Consider the following 1333-nt stretch of genomic DNA (forward strand, 5'->3'; position numbering starts at 1 on the left):
CAGATTCTAATAAACTCAAAGATGTGTGCGATGGGGCACAGACCATTATGCCAAGATACAGGATCAGTAAATATATTTATCAAAGTGGGATTAAACGCAAAATTAGAATTAAGTAAAGAACTAGAAGAAGTATTAAACGAAGGAGTAGCAAAAGGATATACAGATCCAGATAATACATTAAGATACTCAGTAGTAAGTGATCCAGCAGGAGAGCGAAAAAATACAAGAAATAATACACCAGCAGTAATACACTATAGTGTAGATAACTCAGATAAAATAGAGATAACAGTAGCAGCAAAAGGAGGAGGTAGTGAGAATAAATCAAAATTCACAGTACTAAATCCAAGTGATAGTATCTATGACTGGGTAATGGAAAATGTAAAACATATGGGAGCAGGATGGTGTCCTCCAGGGATTCTAGGAATAGGAATCGGTGGAAATCCAGAAAAAGCAATGCTTCTAGCAAAAGAGTCTTTGATGGATCATGTAAATATACATGAACTAAAATCAAGAGGACCAAAAAATGCAGTAGAAGAGCTAAGATTAAGATTATATGAAGATATCAATAAATTAGGATTAGGTGCACAAGGATTAGGAGGAGTAACAACAGTAGTAGATGTAAAAATACTAGATTACCCATGTCATGCAGCATCAAAACCAGTAGCAATGATACCAAACTGTGCAGCAACAAGACATATAGAGTTTGAATTAGATGGAAATGGACCAGCAAAATTTGAGAAACCAGACTTAGATATATGGCCAGATTTAGAAATACCAATGGATAGTGTAAAAAGAGTAAAAATAGAAGATTTAACAAAAGAGAAATTACAAGAGTTTAAATCAGGAGATACACTATTATTATCAGGGAAAATTTTAACAGCAAGAGATGCAGCACATAAAAAGATAGTAGAGTATAAAGAAGCAGGTAAACCACTACCAAATGGAGTAGATTTAAAAGATAGATTTATTTACTATGTGGGACCAGTAGACCCAGTAAGAGATGAGAAAGTAGGACCAGCAGGACCAACAACATCAACAAGAATGGATAAATTCACAAAAGACATGATGGAAATAGGAATCATGGGGATGATTGGTAAAGCAGAGAGAAAACAACCAACAATAGATTTAATCAAAGAGTATAAATCAATGTATTTAATAGCAACAGGAGGAGCAGCATACTTAATATCACAATCAATCAAAGATGCGAAAGTATTAGCATTTGAAGAGATGGGTATGGAAGCGATATATGAGTTTGAGGTAAAAGATATGCCTGTTACAGTTGCTGTTGATACTGAAGGTACTTCTATTCACACTACTGGACCTGCTAAATGGA

At 34.5% G+C, this 1333-nt stretch carries 1 protein-coding gene; it reads left to right on the top strand.

What is annotated here, in order from left to right; all coding sequences use genetic code 11:
- The coding region (locus tag CRU93_RS14005) for a fumarate hydratase (RefSeq protein ID WP_129104797.1) at positions 1 to 1333 on the top strand (1333 nt) is incomplete at both ends.

The organism is Arcobacter sp. CECT 8985 (assembly GCF_004116495.1).
GTDB lineage: Bacteria > Campylobacterota > Campylobacteria > Campylobacterales > Arcobacteraceae > Malaciobacter.